This window comes from Leifsonia sp. TF02-11 (assembly GCF_017565305.1).
Lineage (GTDB): Bacteria > Actinomycetota > Actinomycetes > Actinomycetales > Microbacteriaceae > Leifsonia.
Genome location: NZ_JAGEKP010000004.1, coordinates 424075 through 447383, shown reverse-complemented (window position 1 = coordinate 447383; position 23309 = coordinate 424075). Strand labels below are relative to the sequence as shown.

22 protein-coding genes and 1 other RNA gene are annotated in these 23309 nt (G+C 70.7%); 9 read left to right on the top strand and 14 right to left on the bottom strand.

From position 1 onward, the window contains the following. Positions 1-71 precede the first annotated feature (71 nt). From JNB50_RS25455 to JNB50_RS07920, 6 genes are all read right to left on the bottom strand, one after another. A complete protein-coding gene (locus JNB50_RS25455) occupies positions 72-1217 on the bottom strand; it encodes a glycosyltransferase (RefSeq protein ID WP_208039549.1) in 1146 nt (381 codons plus the stop codon). Positions 1218-1456: 239 nt separating this feature from the next. Continuing rightward, entirely contained in the window at positions 1457-2269 is an 813-nt protein-coding gene (locus tag JNB50_RS07940) for a methyltransferase domain-containing protein (RefSeq protein ID WP_208039548.1), read from the bottom strand. Between the two features lie 82 nt (positions 2270-2351). Continuing rightward, positions 2352-3971: a ubiquinol-cytochrome c reductase cytochrome b subunit gene (locus tag JNB50_RS07935; RefSeq protein WP_208039547.1), complete on the bottom strand. Its 1620-nt coding sequence runs from the start codon at positions 3969-3971 to the stop codon at positions 2352-2354. Next, positions 3968-5041, bottom strand: a complete 1074-nt coding sequence (locus tag JNB50_RS07930) for a ubiquinol-cytochrome c reductase iron-sulfur subunit (RefSeq protein ID WP_055915642.1) — start codon at positions 5039-5041, stop codon at positions 3968-3970. The genes JNB50_RS07935 and JNB50_RS07930 overlap by 4 nt, the downstream gene beginning before the upstream one ends. 44 nt (positions 5042-5085) lie before the next feature. Then, positions 5086-5937, bottom strand: a complete 852-nt coding sequence (locus JNB50_RS07925) for a c-type cytochrome (RefSeq protein ID WP_208039546.1) — start codon at positions 5935-5937, stop codon at positions 5086-5088. A 24-nt stretch (positions 5938-5961) separates the two neighbouring features. Beyond that, complete coding sequence (locus tag JNB50_RS07920) at positions 5962-6606, bottom strand: heme-copper oxidase subunit III (RefSeq protein WP_208039545.1); 645 nt, start codon at positions 6604-6606, stop codon at positions 5962-5964. A 132-nt stretch (positions 6607-6738) separates the two neighbouring features. On the opposite strand from JNB50_RS07920, the gene trpD reads away from it, so the two are divergent. From trpD to dhaM, 4 genes are read left to right on the top strand one after another with little or no spacing between them, the layout of a single operon-like run. After that, entirely contained in the window at positions 6739-7788 is a 1050-nt protein-coding gene (gene trpD / locus JNB50_RS07915; protein ID WP_208039544.1) for an anthranilate phosphoribosyltransferase, read from the top strand. 40 nt (positions 7789-7828) lie between these two features. Continuing rightward, a complete protein-coding gene (gene dhaK / locus JNB50_RS07910; protein ID WP_208039543.1) occupies positions 7829-8830 on the top strand; it encodes a dihydroxyacetone kinase subunit DhaK in 1002 nt (333 codons plus the stop codon). A 55-nt stretch (positions 8831-8885) separates the two neighbouring features. After that, positions 8886-9518 (top strand): dihydroxyacetone kinase subunit DhaL, encoded by a 633-nt coding sequence (dhaL, locus tag JNB50_RS07905; protein WP_208039542.1) that lies wholly within the window; start codon positions 8886-8888, stop codon positions 9516-9518. Beyond that, the gene (gene dhaM / locus JNB50_RS07900) at positions 9515-10228 is read left to right on the top strand and encodes a dihydroxyacetone kinase phosphoryl donor subunit DhaM (RefSeq protein WP_208039541.1); all 714 of its coding nucleotides are present in this window, start codon (positions 9515-9517) and stop codon (positions 10226-10228) included. The genes dhaL and dhaM overlap by 4 nt, the downstream gene beginning before the upstream one ends. 4 nt (positions 10229-10232) lie before the next feature. Here dhaM and JNB50_RS07895 read toward each other — a convergent pair whose 3' ends face one another. Both JNB50_RS07895 and JNB50_RS07890 read right to left on the bottom strand, forming a co-directional pair. After that, positions 10233-10790 carry a GNAT family N-acetyltransferase gene (locus tag JNB50_RS07895; RefSeq protein WP_208039540.1) on the bottom strand — a complete coding sequence of 186 codons (558 nt, stop codon included), beginning with the start codon at positions 10788-10790 and terminating at the stop codon, positions 10233-10235. 1 nt (position 10791) lies between these two features. Then, positions 10792-12081: an aminotransferase class I/II-fold pyridoxal phosphate-dependent enzyme gene (locus JNB50_RS07890; protein ID WP_307794641.1), complete on the bottom strand. Its 1290-nt coding sequence runs from the start codon at positions 12079-12081 to the stop codon at positions 10792-10794. A gap of 61 nt (positions 12082-12142) precedes the next feature. Between JNB50_RS07890 and JNB50_RS07885 the strand changes: the two genes are divergently transcribed. Continuing rightward, complete coding sequence (locus JNB50_RS07885; RefSeq protein ID WP_208039538.1) at positions 12143-12787, top strand: DUF1345 domain-containing protein; 645 nt, start codon at positions 12143-12145, stop codon at positions 12785-12787. Here the strand turns inward: JNB50_RS07885 and JNB50_RS07880 are convergent. Together JNB50_RS07880 and JNB50_RS07875 are read right to left on the bottom strand one after the other, a co-directional pair. Next, positions 12780-13259 carry a dihydrofolate reductase gene (locus JNB50_RS07880; protein WP_208039537.1) on the bottom strand — a complete coding sequence of 160 codons (480 nt, stop codon included), beginning with the start codon at positions 13257-13259 and terminating at the stop codon, positions 12780-12782. The genes JNB50_RS07885 and JNB50_RS07880 overlap by 8 nt on opposite strands. After that, on the bottom strand, positions 13256-14065 hold the full coding sequence (locus JNB50_RS07875; protein WP_208039536.1) for a thymidylate synthase: 810 nt from the start codon (positions 14063-14065) through the stop codon (positions 13256-13258). The genes JNB50_RS07880 and JNB50_RS07875 overlap by 4 nt, the downstream gene beginning before the upstream one ends. A 73-nt stretch (positions 14066-14138) precedes the next feature. Here JNB50_RS07875 and JNB50_RS07870 point away from each other — a divergent pair, with 73 nt between their 5' ends. The 4 genes from JNB50_RS07870 to rnpB all read left to right on the top strand — a co-directional run bounded on the left by JNB50_RS07870 (position 14139) and on the right by rnpB (position 18689). Then, on the top strand, positions 14139-16493 hold the full coding sequence (locus JNB50_RS07870; RefSeq protein ID WP_208039535.1) for a cytosine permease: 2355 nt from the start codon (positions 14139-14141) through the stop codon (positions 16491-16493). Between the two features lie 159 nt (positions 16494-16652). After that, positions 16653-17468, top strand: a complete 816-nt coding sequence (locus tag JNB50_RS07865) for a Nif3-like dinuclear metal center hexameric protein (RefSeq protein ID WP_208039534.1) — start codon at positions 16653-16655, stop codon at positions 17466-17468. Positions 17469-17525: 57 nt separating this feature from the next. Further along, a complete protein-coding gene (locus tag JNB50_RS07860) occupies positions 17526-18260 on the top strand; it encodes a zinc ribbon domain-containing protein (protein WP_208039533.1) in 735 nt (244 codons plus the stop codon). Positions 18261-18319: 59 nt separating this feature from the next. Next, positions 18320-18689: RNase P RNA component class A (rnpB, locus tag JNB50_RS07855), an RNA gene on the top strand. A 2-nt stretch (positions 18690-18691) separates the two neighbouring features. Here the strand turns inward: rnpB and JNB50_RS07850 are convergent. The 4 genes from JNB50_RS07850 to JNB50_RS07835 are packed head-to-tail and all read right to left on the bottom strand — an operon-like array spanning position 18692 to position 23296. Beyond that, a complete protein-coding gene (locus JNB50_RS07850) occupies positions 18692-19399 on the bottom strand; it encodes a response regulator (RefSeq protein WP_208039532.1) in 708 nt (235 codons plus the stop codon). Further along, a complete protein-coding gene (locus JNB50_RS07845) occupies positions 19396-21891 on the bottom strand; it encodes a DUF4118 domain-containing protein (RefSeq protein ID WP_208039531.1) in 2496 nt (831 codons plus the stop codon). Before JNB50_RS07845 ends, JNB50_RS07850 begins: the two co-directional genes overlap by 4 nt. A 30-nt stretch (positions 21892-21921) precedes the next feature. Further along, a complete protein-coding gene (gene ppgK / locus JNB50_RS07840) occupies positions 21922-22680 on the bottom strand; it encodes a polyphosphate--glucose phosphotransferase (protein WP_208039530.1) in 759 nt (252 codons plus the stop codon). Between the two features lie 10 nt (positions 22681-22690). After that, a complete protein-coding gene (locus JNB50_RS07835) occupies positions 22691-23296 on the bottom strand; it encodes a TetR/AcrR family transcriptional regulator (protein WP_208039529.1) in 606 nt (201 codons plus the stop codon). Positions 23297-23309: the final 13 nt, after the last annotated feature.

Here is a 23309-nt window from a genome sequence, read left to right as displayed (position 1 = left end):
CCGTGAGCCGGATGGGTTTCCCGTCCGAGCTCCCGGGGAGCAGTTGTTCGTTCGGCGGGTGATTGTCGCACTCACGAGCCGCTTGAGCGTGAAGCGAGGAGAGCCTCTGTGTGCTCGACGACTTCGCGGGGTCCGTCATGCACGCGGAGGGCCTCGCCGATGCGTTCGGCGACTGTCCGGTAGTTCGCCTCGGCGGAGACCCGCCGCCAGGCGCGCAGGATCGCGCGAGCGGATGGCCTTCCCGTGCGCAGATTCAGTCCGGCGCCGGCCCACTCGACGCGGGCTGCGATCTCCGGCTTGTCCAGGTCCCCGCCCGCGACCACCAGAGGAACGCCGTGGTGCAGCGCAGCCAATACGCCACCCCACCCGCCATTGGTCACCATCACGTCGATGCGGGGCAGCAGCCGATCGTACGGAAGCAGGTCTGCGACGCGGGCGTTCGGTGGCGCAGGGAACGGCAACTCGCGGTTCCCGCGCACCCCGGTAGCTACGGCGAGTTGCACCCGCTGACGTCCGAGAGCTGTGAAGGTCGGGCGGATGAGGTCGGTTGGATCCACATTCTGGGTGCCTTGAGTCACGTGCACCACGGGACGCGGGTCCGCGAGCGATTCCGGCCACCACCCGGGTTCCGGAATGCCGCTGCCGGCATGGTCCGTGAGCTCGCCCACCCAGACGATCCGACCCGGCCACTGAGGCCGGGGGTACTCCAAGTGTTCGACACCGCTGGCGCACACGAGATCGCGTGAATACAGCGCTTCCTGGAGGGTGAGCACCGCAGTCGGGAGGCCGGCGAGGGCGCGCTGCTCGTGGAACGCGCGCTGAATCGGGCGGGATACGGCCGAAAGCGCCGCCCAGAGTGCGCGGTCCCGCAGGCGACCGAGCACCGACGTCGCCGGTTGCAGGCCCAGGCCGGGCGGAGGTGCACCGGGGGACGGCGTGGCGAGGGGGACGAGCGCGACGGTGACCCGCGGAGTACCGGTCCGTTCGGCGGCCAGATGCGCGCCGACGGAGAGACCGTCGGCGACCAGGACATCCCAGGGCCGTGCGTCGAAGGACGCCGTCAGGTCGGCGCACTGCGCGGCTCCCGTTCGGACGAAAAGGTCCTCGACGTTCACCATCATCTGGCGGGCACCCTTGCGGCCGCGCAGCCGCGGGAAGGTCGCAGGCAGATCGTTCTCATCGAAGTCGGGCGCCCGCACCCAGAGCACCGCTTCCACCCCGTCGGCTCGGAACGCGTCGGCGTGGGCTGACCCTGTGTACACGCGAACCCGGTGCCCAGCGGCAGCGAAGGCGCGTGCGACCGCCCGCATGGGCGCGACATGACCGGAGAACGGCATGACTGCAAGCATCACCTCTGCCATGTCAGACATGGTGACGTATCCGGCCGGAGGGTGCCAGACGGGTGGTCGCGACCGCGCGGGCCGGTGGATCCGCCCATCGACGCGCCGGCCGGAGCTCAGCGGGCGACGAAGGAGAGCACGTCGACCGAGACGGTCGTCTCCGCCACCTCGGCGGGCGTGGCGTCCGCGTGGCGTGCCGAGGGCCCCATGGCGGTCAGGGCGCGTCGGAGGGTCTCATCGACCGGGAGGGCGTAGGTGATGCGTTCGCGCGCGAGAGGGGCGTACAGGGCCGCAGCGGCGGCGCTCACCTCGTCGCCCTTGTCTGCGGGGATGTCCAGCATTGTCCCCTCCCGACGCAGCGAGGCCAGGTGGTCCTCGCGGGGCACGACGACGACGAGCCTGCCGCCGGGGCGCAGTACCCGGCGGAACTCGGGGAGGTTGCGTGGAGCGAACACGTCGACGACGAGATCGACGCTGGCCGAACGGACCGGGAGCGGGCGCCAGGTGTCGGCGACGAGTCCGTCGATGCGCGGGGACGAGCGCACGGCCCTGGTCACTGCGGCGGGGGAGAGATCCAGGGCGAGGCCGTCTGCTCCGGGCGCAGCGGAAAGGAGCGCGCGAAGGTAGTAGCCGGTGCCGGCACCGGCGTCGAGGATGCGCGCGGCCTCCATCGGCGCGGCTGCGGCGACCAGGCCGTCCGCGATGGGGGAGTACGAGCCGCGCTCGAGCACCGCGTCCCGCGCGTCGAGCATGTCGGCGGTGTCGCCCAGGAACTTGCTGCCACCGCCGAGCAGGGACACGTAGCCGCGCTTGTTCACATCGTGGCGATGGCCGGCGTCACAGCCGAGCGTGAGCCGGTCGACCTGTTCGAGGTCGTGGCCGCACACGGGGCAGCGCAGCCAGGATGCGAGACGGGTCAGGTCGGCCATCGACGTCCTCTCGTCTGCGGGTGGAGCGGCGAAGGCGCCGGTGCAGAGACTGCACCGGCGCCTTCACGGGGAGCTGGATGGATCAGTGGTGTCCGTGACCCGACTCAAGTTCTCCGCGGGTCGGCGGTACCAGCCGGTCTTCGAAGAACCAGCGGGACAGGCTTGCGCGCATCCGCGTTCCTGCCGTGATCTTGCCGCGCTTGTTCGGGCGGATCATCAGCGGCTCGTACGCCTCGTAGCTGACCAGGCGCCAGCGCTCGTAGTCGCTGAGCTGCTCGTGCACCTCGATGAACTCGCCACCGGGGAGCTTGACGATGCGGCCGGTCTCGTAGCCGTGCAGGGCGACAGAGCGGTCCTTCTTCTGCAGCGCGAGGCAGACACGCTTTGTGAGGAAGTACGCCACCACCGGACCGATGAACAACAGCGCCTGGAGGGTGTGGATCACGCCCTCCATGGTCAGCATGAAGTGCGTCGCGATGATGTCGGACGACGCCGCCGCCCAGAAGACCGCGTAGAAGGTCACGCCGGCAGCGCCGATGGCGGTGCGGGTCGCCGCGTTGCGCGGGCGGTCGAGGATGTGGTGCTCGCGCTTGTCGCCGGTGATCCACGCCTCGATGAAGGGGTAGATCATCACGGTCACGATGAAGAGACCGAGGATGGCGACCGGCACGATGATGTTGAACGACCAGGTGCGGTTGAGCCAGACGAACTCCCAGCCCGGCGGAACCAGGCGCAGGGCGCCGTCCGCGAAGCCGATGTACCAGTCGGGCTGTGTACCGGCGGACACGGGAGAGGGGTCGTACGGCCCGTAGTTCCAGATCGGGTTGATGGTGAAGAGCGACGCCATGAGCGCGACGACACCGAACACGATGAAGAAGAAGCCGCCGGCCTTCGCCGCGTACACCGGGAGCACCGGGTAGCCGACGACGTTGCCCTGCGTGCGACCGGGCGCGGCGTACTGCGTGTGCTTGTGGACGACCACGAACACCAGGTGCAGTGCGATGAACGCGACCACGAGCGCGGGCAGCAGCAGGATGTGCAGCGTGTAGAGGCGTCCGACGATCGCGGTGCCGGGGAACTCGCCGCCGAACAGCAGGAAGGAGATCCAGGTGCCGACGACGGGGAGGCCCTTGATGAGGCCGTCGATGATGCGGAGGCCGTTGCCCGACAGGAGGTCGTCGGGGAGCGAGTAGCCCGTGAAGCCCTCGGCCATCGCGAGGATGAACAGCGTGAAGCCGATCACCCAGTTGAGCTCGCGCGGCTTGCGGAACGCACCCGTGAAGAAGATGCGGAGCATGTGCAGGCCGATCGCCGCCACGAAGAGCAGAGCCGCCCAGTGGTGGATCTGGCGCACGAGCAGGCCGCCGCGCACCTCGAACGAGATGTTCAGCGTGGACTCCATCGCCGCGGACATGTGGATGCCCTTGAGCGGCACGTAGGAGCCGTTGTAGACGACCTCGGCCATCGACGCCTGGAAGAAGAACGTCAGGAACGTTCCCGTCAGCAGGATGACGATGAAGCTGTAGAGGGCGACCTCACCGAGGAGGAAGGACCAGTGGTCCGGGAAGATCTTGCGACCGAACTCCTTGACCGCGCCGGAGATGCTGGTGCGGTCCTCGATGTAGTTGGCGGCCGCCGCTGTGAAGCCGCCGCTCTTGACCGTGGTTTCTGCCGCAGGAGGTGCGGCGGTCGTGGTGCTCAATGGCGCTCCCAGAAGCTCGGGCCGACGGGCTCGTGGAAGTCGCTGCGGGCGACCAGGTATCCGTCGGCGTCAACGGTGATCGGCAGCTGCGGCAGTGGCCGCTTCGCCGGTCCGAAGATGACCTCTGCCTCGTGCGTGATGTCGAACTGCGACTGGTGGCACGGGCACAGCAGGTGGTGGGTCTGCTGCTCGTAGAGCGCCACGGGGCACCCGACGTGCGTGCAGATCTTGGAGTAGGCGACGATGCCGTCGTAGTTCCAGTTCTCGCGGCCCTTGGAGACGTGCAGGTCTTCGGGCTTGAGGCGCATGAGCAGCACGGCCGCCTTGGCCTTCTGCTCGAGCATGTCGGGAGCGTCGTTCAGACCCTCCGGGATGACGTGGAAGGCGCTGCCCAGCGTGACGTCGGACGCCTTGATCGGGGTGCCGGAGGGGTCGCGCGTCAGGCGGATGCCCTTGGCCCACATCGTCTGCGAGAGCAGCTCTGCCGGGTCTTCGCCCTGCGGCGCGAGGCCGCGGAACAGGACGACGGCGGGGAGCGGGAACGCGATCAGCGCGCCGATGAGGCTGTTGCGCACCAGGGTGCGGCGGTTGAAGCCGGACTCCTGGTCGGCCTGGCGGAAGATCTCCGCGGCGCGCTCGGTGGTCTGCTCGGAGCCGCGCACCGGGTGGCGGAGGTCGACGCCCTCCTTCTCGTGCATCAGAGCCTTGCCCCAGTGCACGGCGCCGATGCCGATGGCGAGCAGCGCCAGGGCGATGCCGAGGCCGATGAACAGGTTGTTCAGTCGCACGGAGCCCGGGTCGGAGTCGTTGATCGGGAAGGCCATGTAGGCGGCGACCGCCCACACGGAGCCCGCGATCGACAGATAGAACAGCGTGTAGACGGTGCGCTCGGCGCGCCGTTCCTTCTTGGGGTCGAGGTCGGTCACCCGGGGGCGGTGCGGCGGGAAACCGGGGTTCTCGACGGCGTCGCGGATGATCACCGCCGTTCCGGGGTCTCCGGTCCGGTGCACGTCGACGGCCGACGAACTGGCTGGCGTCAGCTCGTGACCGCCGTTCTCGTCCTGTGCCATTGTTCTCCTTCTTACGCTGTGCTTCTACAAGTACGACAGAACGGTCAGTTGGACTTCGCCGTGATCCACACGGTCAGGGCGACGATGGCGCCCAGGCCGAAGATCCAGAGGAAGAGTCCCTCGGCGACCGGGCCGAGCGAGCCGAGCTCGAAGCCGCCGGGCGACGGGTTGTTCTGGATGTACTTGAGGTACGTGATGATGTCGGCCTTGCCCTGGGGCGAGATGTTCAGGTCGTTGAACACCGGCATGTTCTGCGGGCCCGTGATCATGGCCTCGTAGATGTGCTTGGCGCTGACGCCGGTCAGCGGCGGGGCGAACTTGCCCTCGGTGAGCGCTCCACCCGCGCCGGCGACGTTGTGGCACATCGCGCAGTTGATGCGGAAGAGTTCGGCGCCTGCTGCAGCGTCGCCCTTGCCGTCGAGGAACTTCTGCTCGGGGATCGAGGGGCCGGGCGCGAGCGACGCGACGTATGCGGCGAGGGCCGCGACCTCGGCGTCGGAGAACTGCACCGGCTTCTGCTCCGCCTGCGGCCCCTGCATCTGCATGGGCATGCGGCCGGTGCCGACCTGGAAGTCGACGGCGGCGGCGCCGACGCCGATCAGGGTCGGCGCGTTCACGGTGCCCTGTGCGTCCATGCCGTGGCAGGTGGCGCAGTTGGCCTGGAAGAGCTTCTCGCCCTTGTCGATCTGAGACTGTGACGAGGGCTGCACCGAAGCGGTGTCGGCCGACGCCGTCGTGGTGGTGAACGCGGCGTACGCGCCGCCGGTGAGGCCGAGGCCGATGGCGAGCAGGGCGACGGTGGCGAGCGGATGGCGGCGACCGGTCTTGCGCGCAGCCGTGGTGCGGCCTGGGGCCGTGGCGCGGGACTTCTGGGTGCCGGGAACGCGGGGACGCATGAGGTGGGGTCAGCTCCTGTTGATCTATCGGATGATGTAGATGACCGCGAACAGTCCGATCCACACGACGTCGACGAAGTGCCAGTAGTACGACACGACGATGGCGCTCGTGGCCTCTTTGTGGCCGAAGGTCTTGACCGCGAACGCGCGGCCGATGACGAGCAGGAAGGCGATGAGGCCGCCGGTGACGTGCAGGGCGTGGAAGCCGGTCGTCAGATAGAAGGCGGAGCCGTAGGCGTTGGAGTCGAACGCGATGCCCTCGGAGACGAGCGTGGCGTACTCGAGCACCTGGCCGGAGACGAAGACGGCGCCCATGATGTACGAGAGGGCGAACCACTCGACCATGCCCCACTTCCAGAACTGGAAGAGGCCGCCGCTGCGTCGCGGCTGGAGGCGCTCGGCGGCGAACACGCCCATCTGGCAGGTCACGGAGCTGAGCACCAGGATCGTGGTGTTCACGGCCGCGTACGGGATGTTCAAGTGCTGCGTCTCTGCTGCCCACAGATCGGGGGACGTCGACTTGAGCGTGAAGTAGATCGCGAAGAGACCCGCGAAGAACATCACCTCGGAGCCGAGCCAGACGATCGTGCCGACGGCCACGACATTGGGCCGGTTGATCGCCGGCGCACTCGTTGCAGGGGAAATGGAGGTGCTCGTCACAAAACCCATTATGGCTGAAAAGAAGCCGTGGTTTTCTCACCTGAAAGGCACGAATTCGCCTCGATTCGAGTGAGGACAGCCTTACACCTGGTACAAAGGCCCTGCTCCCCGTGGCGTGTCGCCTCCCAATAGGATCGCTGTATGACGGAAATGCAGTCCTGGTCGGCCGTGCTCACCTCGCTCCTCGCCCGTGAGGACCTCAGCGTGGCGGACGCGGCCTGGGCCATGGATCAGGTCATGACCGGCGAGGCCACGGAGGCCCAGCTCGCCGCTTTCCTGATCGCATTGCGGGCGAAGGGCGAGACCGTCGACGAGATCGTCGGCTTCCGCGACGCCATCCTCGACCACGCCGTTCCGCTGCCCGTCGACCCGATGGCTCTCGACATCGTCGGCACCGGCGGCGACCGGTTCGGCACCGTCAACGTGTCCACCACGGCCTCCATCGTCGCCGCCGCGACCGGTGTGCCCGTGATCAAGCACGGCAACAGGGCGGCCAGCTCGTCGTCGGGGGCCTCCGACGTGTTGGCGGCACTCGGGATCGACCTCACCCTGCCGCCTGAGCGGGTCGCGGACGTGCTCCGCCGCACCGGCATCACCTTCGCTTTCGCCAGCGCGTTCCACCCCGGGTTCGCCAACGCCGGTCCCGTGCGCTCGCAGCTCGGCGTGCCGACGGTCTTCAACTACCTCGGCCCGCTGTGCAACCCGGCCCGCCCGGAGGCGTCTGCCGTCGGCGTCGCGGCGCTCGACCGCATCCCGCTGATCGTCGGCGTCTTCCAGACCCGCGGAGCGACCGCGCTGGTCTTCCGGGGCGACGACGGACTCGACGAGCTGTCGACCACCGGCCACAGCCACGTCTGGGAGGTCTCGCGAGGCCTCGTCACCGAGCACGACATCGACCCGCGCGATCTGGGCGTCCCGCGCGCGCGCATCGACGACCTGCTCGGAAAGGACGCCGCGTACAACGCGGCTGTCGTGCGTGCCGTGCTCGCGGGCCAGGAAGGCCCCGTCCGCGACATCGTGTTGCTCAACGCGGCGGCCGGGCTCGTGTCGTACGAGCTCGCGTCCGACCCGTCGAGGGTCCAGGTGTCCATCCTGGATCGGTTCCGTTCGCACATGGAGGTCGCCGCCCGGGCGATCGACTCCGGGGCTGCTGCCGCGAAGCTCGAGGACTGGGTGGCGGCTACGCACTGATGTAGCAAGAACCGACAGCAAGTGGAAGGAAGGGTTTTCAATGAAGAAGCTCATCAACGACGTTCCCGACGTCGTGGCGGAGTCCCTTGCGGGCTTCGGCCGAGCTCACGCCGACATCGTCTCGGTGTCGCAGGACCCCCGCTTCGTCTCCCGGGCCGACGGCCCGGTGCGCGGCAAGGTCGGCCTGGTCAGCGGTGGCGGCAGCGGTCATGAGCCGCTCCACGCCGGGTTCGTGGGCACGGGCATGCTGGACGCGGCCGTGCCGGGCGAGGTGTTCACCTCGCCGACTCCGATGCCGATCGTGGAGGCCACCAAGGCCGCGGACGGCGGCGCCGGCGTGCTCCACATCGTGAAGAACTACACGGGCGACGTCCTGAACTTCGAGACGGCCGCCGACCTGGTGGGCGCGGAGGGCATCACGGTGCGCGCCGTCGTCACCAACGACGACGTCGCGGTGCAGGACTCGCTCTACACGGCGGGGCGGCGCGGCGTCGCCGGCACCGTGCTCGTCGAGAAGATCGCGGGGGCCGCCGCCGAACGCGGCGACGACCTCGACGCTGTGACCGCGATCGCCGAGAAGGTCAACGCCAATGTGCGCTCGATCGGGCTCGCGCTGACCGACGGGACCGTCCCGCACGCGGGCGAGCCCGGCTTCGTGCTCCCGGAGGACGAGATCGAGTTCGGCGTCGGCATCCACGGCGAGCCGGGCCGCGAACGCATCAAGATCGAGCCGGCCGACCGGCTGGTCGACCGGATGATGGACGCCATCCTCACCGATCTGCCGTTCTCGTCGGGCGACACGGTGCTGCTGTTCGTGAACGGGATGGGCGGCACGCCGCTCTCGGAGCTCTACATCCTGTTCCGGCGCGCGGCGGAGATCCTCGACGAGAAGGGCATCGTCCTCGGCCGGTCGCTGGTCGGCAGCTACGTCACCTCTCTGGAGATGCAGGGCGCCTCCATCTCGGTGCTGAAGCTGGACGACGAGCTCACCGGCCTATGGGACGCCCCGGTGCACACCGCTGCGCTCCGCTGGGGCGTCTGAGGCCGCCGGCGCGCTCGGGAACGACGACGGAGACGACGCGAGGAAGGAAACGCTGATGGCGTTGGACACGAACTGGGTCTCGTCCTGGATCTCGGCTGCGGCGCAGGCCGTGACCGAGCACAAAGGCGAGCTGAACACGCTCGACCGGGAGATCGGCGACGGCGATCACGGCGAGAACATGGACCGCGGCCTCCGCGCCTCCGTGGACGCGCTGGCGAAGCTGCCGGGCGACGCGACGCCGTCCGCGGCGCTGCGCTCGATCGCGATGACCCTGATCTCCACGGTCGGTGGAGCCTCCGGCCCGCTCTACGGCACCGCCTTCCTCAAGGCGGCGGAGCCGGTGGGCGACGCGGAGGAGATCGACGGAGAGACGCTCGTGGCGCTGCTGACGGCGGCGCGCGACGGGATCGTGTCACGCGGCAAGGCGGAGCCGGGCGACAAGACCATGATCGACGCCTGGACCCCCGCGGTGGAGGCGGCCTCGGCCGCCCTCGCTGCGGGGGCCGACCCCGCAGCCATTCTCTCCGCGGCCGCGGACGCCGCCGAGAAGGGGTCGGACGCCACCATCCCGCTCGTGGCCCGCAAGGGTCGCGCCAGCTATCTCGGTGAGCGCTCGGCCGGTCACCGCGATCCGGGAGCGCAGTCGACCGCGCTGATCCTCCGGGCCGCCGCCGGGGCAGCCGGATGAGCGGGAACGTCGGGATCGTCTTCGTCTCGCACAGCTCGCAGCTCGCCGCCGGCGCCGTCGCGCTCGCCGGGCAGATGGCGCCGTCGGTGACGCTGCTGGCCGCGGGCGGAACGGACGACGACGGGATCGGCACGAGCTTCGGCAAGGTCATGACCGCTGTCGGCGAGGCCGACCAGGGTGCGGGCGTTGTGGTCGTGAGCGACCTCGGCTCCGCCCTGCTCACGGCCGAGACGGTGCTGGACCTGCTGCCGGACGATGAGCGGGCACGCGTTCGCGTCGTCGACGGACCGTTCGTGGAGGGTGGCGTCGCTGCTGCCGTCGCTGCGGAGACCGGCGCCGACCTGGCGGCCGTCGCCGCCGCCGTCGAGGGCGCGCGATCGGCCTGGGGTGGAGCGGAAGCCCCCGCTCCGGCGGACACGCCCGCTCAGGCCGTGTCGCCCGCGCGGCCGGAAGGCGGCTATGCGCGGGACGTGCTGGTGCGCAATCCCCAGGGCCTGCACGCGCGGCCTGCTGCCGAGTTCGTGAAGCTTGCGAACACCTTCCCGGTGACGGTGACCGTCAACGGCAAGGACGCGAAAAGTCTGCTCGGCGTCATGTCACTGGGTCTGACCGCCGGGGCGACGGCCTCCATCGCCTCGCCGGACGACGACGGCGAGTCGGCCGTCGACGCACTGGTCGCTCTGGTGGAGAGCGGATTCGGGGAGGTCTGACGCCTCAGAGCTCGACCGCCATCTCGAGCTCGAGGGCCGTGCGGTCGAGCGGATACGGCTGGGTGCGGCCGGTGAACGCGAAACCGTGCCGCTCGTAGTAGCGGATCGCCGGCAGGTTGCGCTCGTGCACCTCCAGCAGCAGGCGGCCGGAGCGCAGGCGCGCCCAACCCACGACGGCATCGAGGAGGGCGTCCGCGACGCCGTGAGCGCGGCCCCGCCGTGACGGAGTGACGTAGACGCCGACCAGGTGCGGATCGGGCGAGCTCACCGCGTGGAAGCCGCCCATCGTGCCGATCCAGCGCCCGTCGTCGGTGACGGCGCCGAACAGTTCGCTTGCGGCCGACCCGTTCGCCGCCCGCCGCCGCCAGTGCTCCTCCGGGTGCGCCCGAGCGGCCTCCAGCGTCTCGAGGAACGCGATGGGGGTGTCCTCGAGCATCTCCAGCCGGATCGCGCGGTAGGCGCGCCAGTCGGCCTCCACGGCCGGACGGACCTCCCAGGATCGATCGTCCCAGGATCGTTCGGCCCCGGGAGGATCCGCCGCGTCGCGTCGGCGCGCGGTCACGTCAGTTCCGCTCGGCCAGCAGCGCCTCGGTCTCGGCGAGCAGGATCGCCGTGCACAGGCCGTCGAGCGCCTCGTTCAGCTCCGCCAGGGGAGGGAACGTGGGCGCGATGCGGATGTTCGCGTCGCGCGGGTCCTCGCCGTAAGGGAAGGTCGCGCCGGCGGGCGTGACGGCGATCCCGGCCTCCTTGGCCAGCTGCACGGCACGCTTGGCGCAGCCGTCGAGCACGTCGAGGCTGACGAAGTAGCCGCCGAGCGGAGCGTTCCACGCGCCGGCGCCCCAGGGGGCCAGACGGGCGCGGAAGGTCTCGTCGACCGCGGCGAACTTCGGAGCGAGGATGGCGCGGTGCTTCTCCATGTGTGCCGCCAGGCCGTCGGCGTCGCGCAGGAGCTGGACGTGGCGCAGCTGGTTCAGCTTGTCGGGACCGATGCTCTGCGCGGCCGAGTTACGCTGGAACCAGGCGACGTTCGTCTCGGAGGCGCCGAAGAACGCCACTCCGGAACCGGGGTAGGTGACCTTGGAGGTGGAGGCGAAGATCAGCGGACGGTCGGGGTTGCCCGCCTCGGCGGCCAGCGCCAGGATGTCGATCGGCTCCGGGCGTTCGTCGGAGAGGTGGTGCACGACGTACGCGTTGTCCCAGAACAGCCGGAAGTCGGGTGCGGCCGGGAGCGAGACGAGCGCGCGTGCGACGTCCTCGCTGTACACGGCGCCGGTGGGGTTGGAGTACACCGGCACGCACCACATGCCCTTGATGCTGTCGTCGGTCGCGAGCAAGGTCTCGATGGTCGCGATGTCGGGGCCGTCGTCGTTCATCGGCACCGCGATCATGCGGATGCCGAAGCGCTCGAGGATGGTGAAGTGACGGTCGTAGCCCGGCACGGGCGCCAGGAACGAGACGGGCTGGCGGCCCCAGGGGAGGTCGCCCCCGGGAACGCCGTGGATCAGGGCCTGCGCCACCGTGTCGTGCATGATCGTCAGGCTGGAGTTGCCGAGCGCGAGGAGCTGCGCCGGCGGCACGCGCAGAGCGTCGGCGAAGATCGCCCGCAGCTCCGGGAGCCCGTTCGGGCCCCCGTAGTTGCGCAGGTCGGTCCCGGCCGCGTCGCGGAACGCGCCGTCGGGCAGGTGCAGCAGGTCGTCCGAGAGGTCGAGCTGCTCGGCGGACGGCTTGCCGCGCGTGATGTCGAGCGCGAGGCCGCGGGCCTTGAGGTCGTCGTAGGCGCGCGCGAACTCCGCGTGGGCGGCGCGCAGCGCTTCGGTGTCGAGGTCGGCGAGGGGGGCGGGAGCGGTGGTCACATTCCGATCGTACCGGCGCGCTGGGGCGTCTGCCCGGCCGTGACGTGCGAACATCCAGACTGTGACGGACGATCTGAAGCGCGGCCGAGGCCGCACCCGCGTCAAGCTGTATGTCGCGCTGCTGGTCGGCGTCGTCGTAGCGGTCCTGGCCTCCTTCTTCGACGTCGTGCACCACGCGATCATCGCCGGCTGGGCGGTGGCCTGCCTGGTGTACGTCGTCTGGGTCTGGTCGACGATCTGGCGGATGGATGCCGCCGACACCAAGAGCCACGCGACCCTGGAGGATCCCGGCCGCCGGACGGTCGACCTCGTCCTGATCATCACGGCGATGGCCAGCGTGGTCGCGGTCGTGTGGGTGCTGGTCGACGCGCGCAGCCTGAAGGGCGGCGCACAGATCGGCGTCGCCCTGCTCGCGATCGTGAGCGTCGCACTGTCGTGGCTGCTGGTCCACACGCTCTACACGCTGCGGTACGCGCGCATCTACTACCGGAAGAATGGCGGCGTGGACTTCAACCAGAAGGAGCCGCCGCAGTACAGCGACTTCGCCTACCTCGCGTTCACCCTGGGGATGACGTTCCAAGTGTCGGACACGAACATCTCGAGCACCTACGTGCGCCGGACGATCCTCGGCCACACGCTGCTGTCGTACGTGTTCGGCACGGTGATCGTCGCCGCGACGGTCAACCTGGTGGCCGGCCTCACCTGAGGTAGCGGACGAACCGGTAGCGCAGTCCGCCCGCGGCCTCCCGCCATGGCCCGTGCTCACCGTGCCACTCGGGGCCGAGCGCGGGAGCGACGGTGTCTCCCGCCACCTCGAGGTCGATCTCGGTGACCTCCACACGGTCGGCCAGCTGCAGCGCCTGCCCGTACAGCTCGGCACCGCCGATCACCCAGACGGTCGATCCCTCGTGCCCGCTCAGCGCGTCCCGCAGAGAGTGGACGACCGTCGCGCCCGGCGCGTCGAAGTCGTGCTGCCGCGTCACCACGATGTTGGACCGGCCCGGCAGCGGCCGGAAGCGCTCGGGAAGGGACTCCCACGTGCGGCGGCCCATCACGACCGGATCGGCTCCGGTCAGCTCGCGGAAGTGCTTCAGGTCCTCTGGGAGGTGCCAGGGCATCACGCCGCCCGCGCCGATGACCCGGTCGTGGGCCTCGGCCCAGATGAGCGCGAGGCTCATACGGCGACGGCCGCGCGGATCGCCGGGTGGTGCTGGTAGCCCTCGACCACGAAGTCCTCGAACCGGTAGTCGAAGATGCTCTCCGGGGTGCGCGCGAATCGCAGCGTCGGCGCCGGGAACGGGTCGCGCGTGAGCTGCTCGGTCACCTGCTCGACGTGATTGTCGTAGATGTGGCAGTCGCCGCCCGTCCAGACGAACTCGCCGGGCTCCAGCCCCACCTGCTGCGCGACCATGAGGGTGAGCAGGGCGTAGCTGGCGATGTTGAAGGGGACGCCGAGGAACAGATCGGCGCTGCGCTGGTAGAGCTGGCACGACAGTCTGCCGTCGGCGACGTAGAACTGGAAGAACGCGTGGCAGGGGGCGAGCGCCATGTCGGGGATGTCGGCGACGTTCCAGGCGGAGACGATGATCCGCCGGGAGTCGGGATCGCTGCGCAGCGTGTCGATCACCTGCTGGATCTGGTCGATGTGCGTTCCGTCGGGCGCGGGCCACGACCTCCACTGCACGCCGTACACCGGGCCGAGTTCGCCGCGCTCGTCTGCCCATTCGTCCCAGATCGTCACGCCGTTGTCGCGCAACCAGCCGACGTTGCTCTCGCCCCGCAGGAACCACAGCAGCTCGTAGGCGATCGACTTGAAGTGGACGCGCTTGGTGGTGATCAGGGGGAAGCCCTCTGCGAGGTCGAACCGCAGTTGGCGGCCGAACACGCTGCGCGTGCCCGTCCCTGTGCGGTCGGACTTGTGGCTGCCGTTCGCGAGGACGTCGCGCAGCAGGTCTTCGTACGGAGTCGGGATCGGCGTGCTCATCGAGACGATGGTACTTCGCCTCGGGCACGGATGACCCCTGACCCGCCCGGCGTCGGCGTCGTAGGCTTCGAGCATGGCCGATGGCGTGGAGGGGGAGGGCGTCGCCGAGCCGGACCGCAGGATCCGCCACAGCGACGACGAACTGGCCGACGCCCTCCAGGCCGAGGTCGACCGGGCGACCGCCGCGATCCCGATCGTCGCGCGGCCGTCTGCGGTCCCTCCCGAGGTGGCGTCGCCCGAAGCGGCGTCGCCCGAGGCAGCGTCGCTCAGTGACGACGAGGTCACGGCGATCGTGGACGCCGACCTGAGGATCCACGACACGACAGCCGCGATCGCGCTCCTGCAGTCGGTGCTGGACGCGCGGGCGGCCACATCGTCGATCCCCGTCGTCCCGTCGGAGTCCGGCGCCGAGGAGGACTCGACGGCCGAGGAGGACTCGAGGGCCGAGGACGACACCGCCGACACCGACGCGGACGACGACTGGGTCGGTCCGCCGACCCAGCTGATCAGCTTCGACGACCTCCCGGTGCGGAAGCGGGACACCGGACCGCAGCCGACCTACAGCGCGTGGGTCGGCGCGGCGGTCCCGCAGCCGACGCCGCCTCCCGCCACCGCTGCGGAGGTCCCACCCCCGAAGTTCCCGACGGTCGCGATGGAGCCGCAGGCGGCAGGCCGCGAGCCCGAGCCGCGAGCCGACACGTCGACCCCCGCGCGCGTCGAGCCGCTCGGGCTCGTGCCGGAAGAGTTCGCTCCGCGCGACTCGCAGCCCGTCCCGCTGCTCTCTGACGTCCTGCCGTCCGCGCCGCTCGTCGCGCCGCTCGCCGCGGAGGAGCCGCTGGTCGCGCACGACCTCGGTGCCACGACGGCCACGCCGGACCACATCGACGGGGATGTCGCCGACGACGCCGACGATGTGAGCACCGGCGCGCCCACCCCCGTCGCGACGCCGCGGCTGCCCGACGGCTCCGTGCTCTTCGGTGCGCCGCCGGCGCAGCCTCCGCCGTTCGTGCCGGAGACCGCCGACCTGGAGCCGACCCCGCTGGAGCAGCGGGCCGGGCGTGCGTCCCGGCTGTTCTGGCTGTGGTTCGCCGGCACGTCCTCGCTCATCAGCATCGGCGTCGGCGCGACGCTGTTCCTGCTCGGGCTGAGCCTGCGGCAGCTGCTCGTCGCCACGCTCGTCGGCGTCGCGCTGTCGTTCCTCCCGCTGGGGTTGGGCACCCTGGCGGGCAAGTGGAGCGGGCAGCCGACGATGGTCGTCTCGCGCGCCACCTTCGGCCTGCTCGGCAACGCCGTGCCCACCGCGCTGGCCCTCGTGACCAAGGTGTTCTGGGGAGCGGTCCTGCTGTGGCTGGCGGCGGCCGCGACCGGTTCCGTCGCCATCGCCGGCGGCTGGTCCCAGCTCGGCGTGGGGCCGACGACGTTCGCGCTGCTGGTGACTGTGGCGGTCGCCGGTGTCGTCGCGTACTTCGGGTACGGGCTGCTCGCGCGCGTGCAACTGGTGCTGACGATCGCGTCCGCCGTGCTGATCGTCGTGATGATCGCCGCCACCTGGCGGCACGTCGACCTGACGCGCGCGCTCGGCGTGCCCGACGCCGTCTGGACGCACGTCGTCACCGGCGCCGTCCTGGTCTTCAGCTACGTCGGCCTGGCCTGGGCGATGAGCAGCGCCGAGGTCGCGCGCTACCAGCGCCCGAAATCGTCCGGCGCGACCGGCATGCTGTGGGCGACCTTCGGGGCCGGGGTTCCGCCGTTCGTGCTCGTCTCCTACGGCGGACTGCTCGCCGCCTCCGATCCGTCGCTGGCCGACGACATCGCGCGCGACCCGGTCGCCGGGCTCACCCGGCTCGGCCTTCCGGCCTGGTATCCGGTGCCGCTGCTGCTCGCGGTCGGCCTCAGCCTGATCTCGGCGCTGGTGCTGACCATGTACTCGGGAGGCTTCACCCTCGATGCTCTGGGCGTCCGGCTCGGCAGACGGTGGAGCACCGTGATCGTGGCGGGCGCCATCGCCGTGGCGGGGGTCGCTCTGGCGCTCACGGTGCGCGACCTCGACGACGTCGTGCGCGGCGTGCCCACCACGCTCGCCGTGCCGGTGGCCGCCTGGGCGGGGTTGTTCACCGGGGAGATGATGCTGCGCACGCGCAGGTTCCACCAGCCGTCGCTGCTGACCCGCGGCGGTGTCTATCCGGACTGGCGCTGGCCCAACCTGGCGATGCTCCTCGTCGCCAGCGCGGTGGGACTCGGCTTCGTGAGCTCGTCGCTGCCGTGGTTGGCGTGGGAGGGCTACCTCTTCCGAGCGCTGGGGGTCGACCCGCACGCGGGGATCGGCGCGAGCAACATCGGCGTCGTGATCGCGCTCGCCGTTGGACTGCTCACGCCGATGGTGTCGGGCATCCCGGCGGTGCGCCGCCAGGAGCGCGCGCAGGCGTAGCGGCCGCATGGCCGCCGCCCACCGGCGGGTGTCGGTAACGGAGGAGACAGGAGCGCCGCGGCCTCCGATCTCCTCCGTCGCCTGCGGCACGGCGGCGTGTCGAGCCGGATCTCCTCCGTTGCCGTCGCCGCCCGGCACCGATCACGTAGGCTCTAGACCGTGCCAACTCTCCGTTCCGTCTGCGACGTCGTCGAATCGCTCTGGCCGATCGCCGGCGCGGAGGCGTGGGATGCGCCCGGCCTGATCTCGGGCGACCCCGACGCTCCGATCGACCGCATCCTCCTCAGCGTGGACGCCGTCGCCGCGACCGTCGACGAAGCCGTCGGCCTCGACGCCGACCTCCTCATCGCGCACCACCCGCTGCTGCTGCGCGGCGTGACCTCGATCGCAGAAGACCGGTACAAGGGCGCGCTCCTGGCGACGCTGATCCGCGCCGATTGCGCACTCATCGCCGCGCACACGAACGCCGACGTCGTCGCCGACGGGACGAGCGCGGTGCTGGCCTCGGCCCTCGGCCTCACGGACACCGCGCCGATCGCGCCGGCGCCAGACGGTGTCACCGGGATCGGGAGGGTGGGCACTCTCGCCGAGCCCCTGACGCTCGGCGCCCTCGCGCGCGTCGTCGCCGACCTGCTTCCGCCCACCGCGGGCGGCGTCCGTGCGGCGGGCGACTACCATCAGCCGGTCTCGCGCGTCGCCGTGTGCGGCGGCGCGGGCGACTCGCTGCTCGCGACGGAGGCGGTCCGCGGCGCCGACGTCTACATCACCGCCGACCTGCGGCACCATCCCGCCTCGGAGGCGCGCGAGCAGGCCGCGCTCGGCGGCGGCCCTGCGCTTCTCGACGTCTCGCACTGGGCGAGCGAGTGGCTGTGGCTCGACACGGCGGCGCAGTCCCTGCGGGCGGCGCTGCCCGGCGTGGAGGTCACCGTCAGCGAGCTGCGCACCGACCCGTGGGATTTCGCCATCCTGCAGTGAGCGGCGATCAGCGACGATGAGCACAGCACCGAACACGACAGCAGAGAGCAGACCACTGTGAAAGCCAGCCCCTCCGACCAGAACGAGCTGCTGAGGCTGCAAGCCGCCGACACGCGGCTCAGCCAGCTCGACCACTCCGTCAGGAACCTCCCGCAGGCTGCAGAGCTCGCCGCCCTGCAGCCGGAGGTCGACGCCCTCCGCGCGCGCTGGATCGCGGCGACCGGCGAAGTCGAGGACGCCAGGGCCGAGCTCAAGCGCGTGGAGTCGGACGTCGAGCTCGTGGAGGCCCGCAAGCGCCGGGACACCGAGCGCGTGCAGCAGACCTCGTCGATGAAGGACGTGCAGGCGCTCGAGGCCGAGCTCGCCGCCCTCGACAAGCGGCAGAACGACCTGGAGGAGATCGAGCTCACGGTCATGGAGCGGGTGGAGGCTCTCGAGGCTGCTCTGGCGTCCATCGACGCCGAGCGCTCGGAACTCGAGAAGCGCGTGGAGGCACTGCAGGCCGCCCGCGACGCGGAGGCCGGCACCGTGGGCGCGCAGCGCGACGCCCTCGCCCGCGACCGCGCCACCATCGCCGAGGCGCTGCCGGACGACCTGGTCGCCCTGTACGAGCGCCAGCGCTCGCGTTACGGCCTCGGCGCCGCCCTCCTGCTGCGGGGCGTGTCCATGGGGTCGAACGTCAAGCTCACCGAGTCGGACCTCGCCGAGATCCGCCGCGCCGCGGCCGACGACGTCGTGCTGTGCCCGGACAGCGGCGCCATCCTGATCCGCAACGAGGAGTCCGGCCTCTGATCGAGACCCGGCCCGCGAGGCCGCCGCACAGGCGCACTGCGCTAGGGTGGAGCCCGGAACGGGACGGCCAGACGGTCGCGTCGGTCCGCGCGAGCGGGCTGCCGAGGAACGTCCGGGCTCCGCAGAGCAGGGTGGTGGGCAACACCCACCCGGGGTGACCCGCGAGAAAGTGCAACAGAGAGCAGACCGCCTCGCACGCGAGTGCGCGGTAAGGGTGAAACGGTGGTGTAAGAGACCACCAGCGGCCGGGGTGACCCGGCCGGCTGGGTAAACCTCGCCTGGAGCAAGGTCAGACAGGGGACGATGAGGTGGCTCGCCTCGTCCCCGGGTAGACCGCTAGAGGGCGGCGGCGACGTCGTCCCGAGAGAGATGGCCGTCCGCGGCGCGCAAGCGCCGTGACAGAACCCGGCGTATCGGCCGTCCCGTTCCCTTCACGTCCCCCGGTCTCCGTCCGGATCGGGGGAGAAACGGTAGCCCATTCCCGGCTCGGTGAGCAGATAGCGAGGGGTGGAGGGCACGGGCTCGAGCTTCTTGCGCAGCTGCGCGAGGTAGAGCCGCAGGTAGCCGGTGTCGTTCGTGTACTGCGGACCCCAGACCTGCGTGAGCAGCGACTGCCGGGTTACGAGCCTCCGCGGGTTGCGCAGCAGCACCTCCAGGATCGCCCACTCCGTCGGCGTGAGCCGCACCGGGCTCTCGCCGTCCGCCGTGCGCTTGAGCACCTGGTGCGCGGCGAGGTCGACCGTGATGTCGCCGAATCGCACGGCCGGCTCGTCGGCGGCGCTCGACTGTCGGCGCGTGAGCGCGCGGATGCGGGCGAGCAGTTCGTCGGCCGCGAACGGCTTTGTCACATAGTCGTCGGCGCCGGCATCGAGCGCATCCACCTTGTCGATGGAGCCCGTGCGTCCGGAGACGACGAGGATCGGCACGGTCGACCAGCCGCGCAGCCCCTCGATGACTTCGATGCCGTTCAGCTCCGGCATCCCCAGGTCGAGCATGACCAGGTCCGGATGGTGCTCGACCGCCTGCGACAGCGCCTCTGCGCCGTTCTTCGCGGTGATGACCTCGTAGCCGCGGGCGCCGAGCAGGATGCGTAGCGCCCGAAGGATCTGCTGGTCGTCGTCGGCGATCAGGATCTTCATCGCTGCCCTTCCGTCCGGTCGGGGGCCGCCGGGAGCGAGACCACCATGGTGAGGCCGCCTCCCGGGGTGTCCTCGGCCTCCAGAGTGCCGCCCATTCCCTCGGCGAAGCCCTTCGAGAGGGCGAGCCCGAGCCCGATCCCGGTGTCGTTGTCCGTGTCGCCGAGCCGCTGGAACGGCTGGAAGACGGCCTCGCGGCGCTCGCCGGGGATGCCGGGCCCGTGGTCGATGACCCGCAACTGCACCGTGCCGCCGAACTCGCTGGCCGCGATCACCGGAGGCCGGTCGCGCGGCGAGAAGCGCAGGGCGTTGCCGAGCAGGTTCACCAGCACGCGCTGCAGCAGGACACCGTCGGCGAGCACCGGCGGTACGTCGTCGGCCAGGTCGAGTGCGACCTCCGCCGGGCCGAGCCCCAGCTCGTCCAGGGCCGGAGGGATGACATCGTCGATCTCGGTCGGTGCGAGGGACACGCCCAGGACCCCGGCTTCGACCCGGCTGACGTCGAGCAGGTTGGTCACGAGGGTCGCGAGACCGTGGAGGCTGACCTCCGCGGTCTCCAAGAGGGTCTCCCGGTCGGCGTCGCTGAGGGCGACGTCGGTCTGACGCAGCGTCGTCACGGCGGCGGTCGCGGCCGCCAGCGGACGACGGAGGTCGTGCCCGACGGCCGCGAGGAGCGCGCTGCGCACCCGGTCGGTCTCGGCGAGCGGTGCGAGCTCGCTCGCGGTCGCGGCGAGCTCCCTGTGCTCGAGCGCCGCGTCGAGCTGCGCGACGATGGCGGCGAGCAGTCGCCGGTCGGCCGCCTCCAGGTCGCGTCCGGACAGCTCCAGGGTGCCGCGGTCGCCAACGGGGATCCGGTGCGTGTGGGAGGGGTCGGCTGGCTCGCCGTCGGTGGAGACCACCTCGTCGCCGGCGAACAGGCGCACGCCGGTCAGCCCGAATGCCTCGCGCGTGCGGGTCACGAGCGCCTGAAGCGCGTCCTCGCCGCGGATCACGCCGCCGGCGACGGTCGCGAGCAGCTCGGCTTCGGCTGCTGCGCGTTTCGCGGCCCTGGTGCGGCGCGCGGCCTGGTCGACGACGAGGCTGACCAGCGCGGCGATGACCAGGTAGAGCACGAGCGCCACGAGGTGCAGGGGTTCGGCGATGGTGATGGTGTAGAGCGGAGCGACGAAGAAGTAGTCGAGAGTGAGGCCGGAGAGCAGCGCGGCGAAGAGCGCAGGCCAGATCCCGCCGACCAGGGCGACGATGACGACGAGCAGCTGGTAGCTGAGGACGTCGGCGGTCATCGAGTCGCCCGAGCGCATCGTGACCAGCAGCAGGGTGAGCAGCGGCCCGCCGACCAGGGCGAGAAGGAAGCCGTAGACGCGTCGCCGCACCGTCAGTCCGCCGCGCGGCCGGGGGAGCGAGAACCGCCCGCCGGCCCGCGAGTGTGACACGATATGCACGTCGATGTCGCCGGATTCCCGGATGACGGTCGATCCGATCCCCGGTCCGGTGAGCAGGGCGACGAGCCGGCTGCGGCGGGAGACTCCGATCACCAGCTGGGTGGCGTTCTCGCCGCGCGCGAAGTCGACGAGCGCCCGCGGGATGTCGCTGCCGACCACCTGGTGGTAGCTGCCGCCGAGCTGCTCCACGAGAGCGCGCTGCGCGGCGAGGGCACCCGGCGCGGCGTCGCGCAGGCCGTCCTGGCTGGTGATGTGGACCGCGAGCAGCTCTCCTCCGGCCGAGCGCGCGGCGATCCGCGCACCGCGGCGCAACAGCGTCTCGCCCTCCGGGCCGCCGGTGAGGGCCACCACGACACGCTCGCGTGCCTCCCACTTGCCCGCGATCCCGTGCTCCGCGCGGTACTTCTGCAGTGCGCTGTCGACCTCGTCAGCCAGCCAGAGCAGGGCGAGCTCGCGCAGGGCGGTCAGGTTGCCGAGCCGGAAGTAGTTCGACAGGGCGGCGTCGACGCGTGCGGCCGGGTAGACGACGCCCTCGGCGAGCCGGTCGCGCAGCGCCTGCGGAGCGAGGTCGACCACCTCGATCTGGTCGGCGCGGCGCAGCACGGCGTCCGGGATGGTCTCGCGCTGCTGCACGCCGGTGATCTGCTCGACCACATCGTTCAGCGACTCGATGTGCTGGATGTTGACCGTCGACATCACGTCGATGCCCGCGGCGAGCATCGCCTCCACGTCCTCCCAGCGCTTCTGGTTCCGCAGGCCAGGGGCGTTGGTGTGCGCCAACTCGTCGACCAGGGCGAGCTGCGGGTGGCGGGCGAGCACGGCGTCGAGGTCGAGCTCGGTGAGTTCGACGCCGCGGTGCTCCACCGTCACCCGGGGGACGACCTCCAGCCCCTCGAGCAGCGCGGCGGTGGCGGCGCGACCGTGGGTCTCCACGACCGCTACCACTACGTCCTTGCCGAGGGCTTTCAGCCGTTTGCCCTCTTCGAGCATGGCGTAGGTCTTGCCGACGCCGGGCGCCGCGCCGAGCATGACCCGGAGATGACCGCGAGCCATGTCACCGACACCCCATCGTCCGTTACCTGCTCAAGCGCTGCGGACCGCCAGAGCGGCCGCCCCGAGGATCCCCGCGTTGTTGCGGTGCACGGCAGGGACGATCTCGGTCTTGAGATCGAGCAGCGGCAGGAACTCCTCGTAGTTCTTGGAGACGCCACCTCCGACGATGAAGAGATCGGGCGTGAACAGGAACTCGACCGTCGAGTAGTACTTCTGGAGCCGCTTGGCCCACTTCTCCCAGGAGAGGTCTTCGCGCTCCTTCGCCGAGTAGGCGGCGCGCGACTCCGCGTCGTGCCCATCGATCTCCAGGTGCCCGAGCTCGGCGTTCGGGATGAGCACGCCGTCGTAGATCAGTGCGGAGCCGATGCCGGTGCCGAGCGTGGTCATGATGACCAGACCGTCCCTGCCCTTCGCCGCACCGAAGCGGGTCTCGGCGTAGCCGGCGGCGTCGGCGTCGTTGACGAAGTGGATGTCGCGACCGAGGCCCTTCTCGAAGAGGTCTTCCGCGTGCAGGCCGATCCACTTCTTGGACACGTTGGCCGCTGAGAGGGTGACGCCGTGGCTGACGATCGCGGGGAAGCACACGCCCACGGGCGCGTCCGGCTCCTCCGCGGCGAGCTTCTCGACGATCTCCTTCGTGGTCTCCACGATGTCGTCGGGCTTGCCGCCTTCCGGGGTGGGCAGCTTGACCCGGTCGCTGAGCAGCTCGCCTGTCTCCAGGTCGACCAGCGCCCCCTTGATGCCCGTTCCGCCGACGTCGATTCCGATTGCGTGGTTCTGCGCGCTCATGTGCACGAATCTACCGTGCGCTCGGGTAGCGGGCGACGAGCGGGAGGAAGACATCGTCGACGATGGCGACGATCGTGTCGTCGTCGGCCGGCGCCATCCGCATCAGCAGCTCGTGACGCAACAGGGTGAACGGCAGCTGGCTGACGATCGGCGGCAGGGCGCGCCTGTCGAGCTCGCCACGGGCGGAAGCGCGCTCGAGGATCGCGTCGAGCATCGTCGGCCGGCCGCCGATGAGCTGCTCGCGCAGCCCGGCGATGCCGCCCTCGCTGTCGGAGACGATGCCGCTGAAGCGGAGCATCAGCGGCCCGACCAGCTGGCTGCGGCGGGCGTTGGCCTGGCGCAGGTAGTCGATGAGGTCGTCACGGAGGTTGCCGTGGTCGGGGAGCTCGATCTTCTCGGCGTCGAAGTGGTGCCGGACCGCGGCGAGTGCGAGCTCGCTCCGCGTGGGCCAGCGGCGGGCGATCACCGGGCGGCTGGTGCCCGCGCGCGCGGCCACCCCCTCCATCGTGAGAGCGGAATAGCCGTTCTCGTCGAGCTCGGCCCACGCCGCGTCGAGCAGTGCCGCCTCGAGTTCGGCGCCGCGGCGGCGGCGGGCGGGGGACTCGTCAAGATCCATTTGTGCATCTTAT

Coding starts and splice junctions, on each gene's coding strand:
- JNB50_RS07875 (WP_208039536.1), bottom strand. CDS start 14,065: ATGAGCACGCCGATCCCGACTCCGTACGAAGACCTGCTGCGCGACGTC.
- JNB50_RS07870 (WP_208039535.1), top strand. CDS start 14,139: ATGGCCGATGGCGTGGAGGGGGAGGGCGTCGCCGAGCCGGACCGCAGG.
- ppgK (WP_208039530.1), bottom strand. CDS start 22,680: ATGAGCGCGCAGAACCACGCAATCGGAATCGACGTCGGCGGAACGGGC.
- JNB50_RS07940 (WP_208039548.1), bottom strand. CDS start 2,269: ATGGCCGACCTGACCCGTCTCGCATCCTGGCTGCGCTGCCCCGTGTGC.
- dhaM (WP_208039541.1), top strand. CDS start 9,515: ATGAGCGGGAACGTCGGGATCGTCTTCGTCTCGCACAGCTCGCAGCTC.
- JNB50_RS07920 (WP_208039545.1), bottom strand. CDS start 6,606: ATGGGTTTTGTGACGAGCACCTCCATTTCCCCTGCAACGAGTGCGCCG.
- dhaK (WP_208039543.1), top strand. CDS start 7,829: ATGAAGAAGCTCATCAACGACGTTCCCGACGTCGTGGCGGAGTCCCTT.
- JNB50_RS07850 (WP_208039532.1), bottom strand. CDS start 19,399: ATGAAGATCCTGATCGCCGACGACGACCAGCAGATCCTTCGGGCGCTA.
- trpD (WP_208039544.1), top strand. CDS start 6,739: ATGACGGAAATGCAGTCCTGGTCGGCCGTGCTCACCTCGCTCCTCGCC.
- dhaL (WP_208039542.1), top strand. CDS start 8,886: ATGGCGTTGGACACGAACTGGGTCTCGTCCTGGATCTCGGCTGCGGCG.
- JNB50_RS07880 (WP_208039537.1), bottom strand. CDS start 13,259: ATGAGCCTCGCGCTCATCTGGGCCGAGGCCCACGACCGGGTCATCGGC.
- JNB50_RS07930 (WP_055915642.1), bottom strand. CDS start 5,041: ATGGCACAGGACGAGAACGGCGGTCACGAGCTGACGCCAGCCAGTTCG.
- JNB50_RS07925 (WP_208039546.1), bottom strand. CDS start 5,937: ATGCGTCCCCGCGTTCCCGGCACCCAGAAGTCCCGCGCCACGGCCCCA.
- JNB50_RS07835 (WP_208039529.1), bottom strand. CDS start 23,296: ATGGATCTTGACGAGTCCCCCGCCCGCCGCCGCCGCGGCGCCGAACTC.
- JNB50_RS07845 (WP_208039531.1), bottom strand. CDS start 21,891: ATGGCTCGCGGTCATCTCCGGGTCATGCTCGGCGCGGCGCCCGGCGTC.